6 protein-coding genes are annotated in these 4,300 nt (G+C 64.1%); 4 read left to right on the forward strand and 2 right to left on the reverse strand.

Annotation, left to right across the window (positions count from 1 at the left end):
* On the reverse strand, positions 1–372 hold a 372-nt coding region (locus AB3X39_RS13350), incomplete at its 3' end, for an NAD(P)/FAD-dependent oxidoreductase (protein WP_369417874.1).
* Positions 373–428: 56 nt separating this feature from the next.
* Positions 429–908 carry an energy transducer TonB gene (locus tag AB3X39_RS13355; RefSeq protein ID WP_369417875.1) on the reverse strand — a complete coding sequence of 160 codons (480 nt, stop codon included), beginning with the start codon at positions 906–908 and terminating at the stop codon, positions 429–431.
* 60 nt (positions 909–968) lie between these two features.
* Between AB3X39_RS13355 and msrP the strand changes: the two genes are divergently transcribed.
* Genes msrP through lipA form a run of 4 tightly spaced genes read left to right on the forward strand, consistent with a single transcriptional unit; the run spans position 969 to position 4,294 of the window.
* Positions 969–1,946, forward strand: coding sequence for a protein-methionine-sulfoxide reductase catalytic subunit MsrP (gene msrP / locus AB3X39_RS13360; protein ID WP_369417876.1), 978 nt, complete (start codon positions 969–971; stop codon positions 1,944–1,946).
* Between the two features lie 31 nt (positions 1,947–1,977).
* Entirely contained in the window at positions 1,978–2,598 is a 621-nt protein-coding gene (locus AB3X39_RS13365; protein ID WP_369417877.1) for a protein-methionine-sulfoxide reductase heme-binding subunit MsrQ, read from the forward strand.
* A gap of 29 nt (positions 2,599–2,627) precedes the next feature.
* On the forward strand, positions 2,628–3,308 hold the full coding sequence (lipB, locus tag AB3X39_RS13370) for a lipoyl(octanoyl) transferase LipB (protein ID WP_369417878.1): 681 nt from the start codon (positions 2,628–2,630) through the stop codon (positions 3,306–3,308).
* A gap of 26 nt (positions 3,309–3,334) precedes the next feature.
* The gene (gene lipA, locus AB3X39_RS13375; RefSeq protein ID WP_369417879.1) at positions 3,335–4,294 is read left to right on the forward strand and encodes a lipoyl synthase; all 960 of its coding nucleotides are present in this window, start codon (positions 3,335–3,337) and stop codon (positions 4,292–4,294) included.
* Positions 4,295–4,300 lie beyond the last annotated feature (6 nt).

Consider the following 4,300-nt stretch of genomic DNA (forward strand, 5'->3'; position numbering starts at 1 on the left):
CTCATCAAGCACGCGGCGCGGCAACACGGCCAGCTCACCCGGCAGATCAATGCTGTTGCCGCTCGGCCCGACACAACGCACCGCCTCCACCCGATGGGCGCGGGCCATCACGGCCTCCAGCACCCCAAGCCGCGCCAAGGCCGCATGGGCATCCGGGATCAGCCCATCGCCGCAGGTCTTGTCACGCGGAAAAGCCTGGGCGTCCACCAACACCACCTCCCGCCCGGCGCGGGCCAAAAGCGTCGCCACCGCACAACCTGCCGGCCCCGCCCCCACCACCAGCACGTCGCAGCGCGCGGGCAAATCAGAGCTGGGCACCGCCACCGCAGGGGCGGAAGCATCGACGTCAGGGGGAAGAGGGCGGGTATGCATGGCGGGGTGGATTCTAGGGATGCCACACCGCGCATCACGCATCCGCTGCACCTGACCTACTCTGGCACATGCTCCACCCGCAGGCGCACGCAGCAGTAGCCGGTCGGCTGACCCATATGCATCGGCGGCTCAAACTCCCAGCGGGGCAAGGACTGGAACGTGAGGCGCACCAAATCTTCGGTGCCGAAACCCAGGCCAGAACGATTGCGCAACTCCAAGTTGATCACCCGACCTGCGGCGTCGATGGCGAAGCGCGCTTCCACCTCACCGGCCATGAACGCCTTGGGCATGACCATTTTGGTCAAGCGCAACGGTCGATCCAGCCTTGGGGGTGGCTGGGTGCGCAACTGAGCCGCCGCTTGACGCAGGCCCATCTCCCAAAAATGCCAAGTGTTGCGCAGATCGAGAACAACGTCTTCCTCGCCTTGGATCATGGGTCCAGCGGACTCAGTCGCACATCCGACCAACCCCAGCAGCGAGCCAACGCCCACCAGCGTCTGAACCCACGCCATCCATAAACGTTTCTTATGCCTCATGATTGCCAGACCTCCGCAACAGCTCTGGCCCAGAGCGTACCCAAACTTCAGGAGCTGACCATGTCACACCAAGGATTTGAGTTGCCTGCCCACGAGATCACGCCGCGCGCAGTGGTTGAAGAGCGGCGACGCTGGTTGCGCCAAGCGCTGGCCGGGGGCTCGGCCTTGGCCCTTGGCAGCTTGGGGGCGTTGAGCCACGCCACCACCGAACGCCCCGGCAAGTTGGCCGCGCTGGCCGGTGGCGCCTCGAAAGTAGCCGGGGCCATGGTGCTTGATCGGCCCACCGCCTATGGCGACGCCAGCAGCTACAACAACTTCTACGAATTCGGCACCGACAAGAGCGATCCGGCGCGCAACGCCAGCACGCTGCGCACCCAGCCGTGGACCGTCGCGGTCGAAGGCGAGGTCAAGCGGCCCAAGACCTACGACTTGGATGCGTTGCTCAAGCTGGCGCCCTTGGAAGAGCGCATCTACCGCCTGCGCTGCGTGGAGGGCTGGTCGATGGTGATCCCGTGGATCGGCTGGTCGCTGGCTGAGCTGATCCGGCGCGCCGAGCCCACCGGCAACGCCAAATTTGTCGAGTTCCACACCTTGGCCGACCCGAAGCAAATGCCCAAGCTGAGCGCCAACGTGCTCGACTGGCCCTACGTCGAAGGCCTGCGCCTTGACGAAGCGCTGCACCCGCTCACCCTTCTGGCCTTTGGCATGTACGGCGAAGTGCTGCCGAACCAAAACGGCGCGCCAGTACGGCTGGTGGTGCCTTGGAAATACGGCTTCAAAAGCGCCAAGTCGATCGTCAAAATCCGCGTGGTCGAAAAGCAACCCGCCACCGCTTGGGTCAAAGCCGCTGCGCGTGAATACGGCTTCTATTCCAACGTCAACCCCAACGTCGATCACCCCCGCTGGAGCCAAGCCACCGAACGCCGCATCGGCGAAGACGGCCTCTTCAGCCGCAAACGCACCACCCTGATGTTCAACGGCTACGAAGCCCAAGTCGGACAGATGTATGCGGGGATGGATTTGAAGGGCAGTTTTTGAGGCCGGGTCAGCCCTGCGCAACCACGCCACCATGACACCCCGCCATCCCCTCCTCCACCCCGCCACCAAACCGCTGATCGCTGTCCTCGCCCTTGGGCCGTTGATCTGGCTGTTCAGTGCGGCAGCGCTCAACCAGTTGGGGGCCAATCCGGCGGAGGCGCTGTTGCGGGCCACGGGGTTGTGGACCTTGCGGTTTTTGTGCGTGGTGTTGCTTATCACACCGCTGCGCTGGTGGACGGGGCGGGCGGAGTGGGCGCGGCTGCGGCGCATGTTGGGGCTCTACACCTTCTTCTACGCCGTGCTGCACGGTTTGGCCTACGCGTGGCTTGACATGGGTTTTGAGCTCGACGCGATCAGCCGAGATCTGAGCAAGCGACCATTCGCGCTGGTGGGCTTTGCCTGCTTGGTGCTGCTGCTGCCGCTGGCGGCAACCTCCTTCAACCGCGCCATCAAGATGCTTGGCGCAGCGCGCTGGCGCCGGCTGCATCAGCTGATCTACCTGATCGCGCCGCTGGCGATGCTGCATTTTTTCTGGGTGCGTGCCAGCAAGCATCGCTGGGGCGAGGTGCTGGTCTACGGCGCAATCTTGGGCGGCTTGCTGGGGGTACGCGCTTGGCGGGCTTGGCGAGCGCGGCGAACACACCGCGCTTAAACCAAGCATCTAAGCCGACAATCACGCCCATGTCTTCTTCGATTCCTGCCATCGACCTTCGGGTGCTGGGCCGCACCCCCATCGAACCCTGCATTGAGGCGATGCGGCGTTTCACCGAAACCCGCCAGCCCGGCACGCCCGATACACCCGGTACGCCCGATCAAATTTGGCTCTGCGAGCACGATCCGGTCTACACCCAAGGGGTGGCGGGCAAGCCCGAGCATGTGCTGATCAACCCCGGTATCCCCATGCTTCAAACCAATCGCGGCGGCCAAGTGACATACCACGGACCGGGCCAAGTGGTGGCCTACCCGCTGATCGACCTGAAGCGCCTGGGCATCTACGTCAAGGAATATGTCTTTCGCCTAGAACAAGCCGCCATCCAAGTGCTCGACAGCTATGGGCTGGCCGGGCAGCGTGTGCGGGGTGCGCCGGGGATCTATGTGCGCATCCAGGATGCACACGATCCAACGGACCCGCTCTCTGGGATGGGCAAGATCGCCGCCTTGGGCGTCAAAGTCAGCAACCACTGCACCTATCACGGTTTAGCGCTGAACGTCGCCATGGACTTAGCCCCCTACCAAGGCATCAACCCTTGCGGCTACGCGGGCCTGCCCACCCTCGACTTGGCAAGCCTGGGTGTCAGCACCACGTGGGACGAGGCCGCCCAGCGACTCGGTCAACGCCTCTCTGCCCTGCTTCGCCCTTGAGCCAAGACATCCAACCCTTGAACCCCATGAGCACTGAACACACCCCCTACGACCCCAGCGTCAAGCAAAAGGCCGAGGCCAAGACCGCACGCATCCCGATCAAGATCGTGCCGGCCGAGCCCCATGCAACGCTCAAAAAGCCCGACTGGATCCGCGTCAAAGCGGGCTCGCCCAGCACGCGCTTTTATGAGATCAAGCAAATCCTGCGCGAGCACAAGCTGCACAGCGTCTGCGAAGAGGCCTCCTGCCCAAACATCGGCGAATGCTTTGGCAGCGGCACGGCGACCTTCATGATCATGGGTGACAAATGCACCCGGCGCTGCCCGTTCTGCGACGTCGGCCACGGCCGCCCGGACCCACTCGATGTCAACGAGCCCGAGAACCTTGCCAAGACCATCGCGGCGCTGAAGCTCAAATACGTCGTCATCACCAGCGTGGACCGCGACGATCTGCGCGATGGCGGTGCTGCGCACTTCGTGGCCTGCATCCAGAAGATCCGCGAACTCTCGCCCCAGACCAGCATCGAGATCCTGGTGCCCGACTTCCGGGGCCGCGACGAGCGCGCGCTGGAAATCCTCAAGGCCGCGCCGCCCGATGTGATGAACCACAACCTAGAAACCGCCCCGCGCCTGTACAAGGAAGCCCGCCCCGGCTCCGACTACGCCTTCAGCCTGAACCTGCTCAAAAAATTCAAGGCCCTGCACCCCGACGTGCCGACCAAGAGCGGCTTGATGGTTGGCTTGGGCGAAACCGACGAAGAGATCCTGGACGTGATGCGCGACATGCGCGCCCACGGCATCGACATGCTCACCATCGGCCAATACCTTGCCCCCAGCGGCCACCACCTGCCCGTGCGCCGCTACGTGCATCCCGACACCTTCAAGATGTTCGAGGCCGAAGCCCAAGCCATGGGCTTCAGCAAAGCCACCGTCGGCGCGCTGGTGCGCTCCAGCTACCACGCGGACGAGCAGGCGGCGGGGGTGTGAACCCCT

The organism is Leptothrix ochracea, from assembly GCF_041083635.1.
GTDB lineage: Bacteria > Pseudomonadota > Gammaproteobacteria > Burkholderiales > Burkholderiaceae_C > Sphaerotilus > Sphaerotilus ochraceus.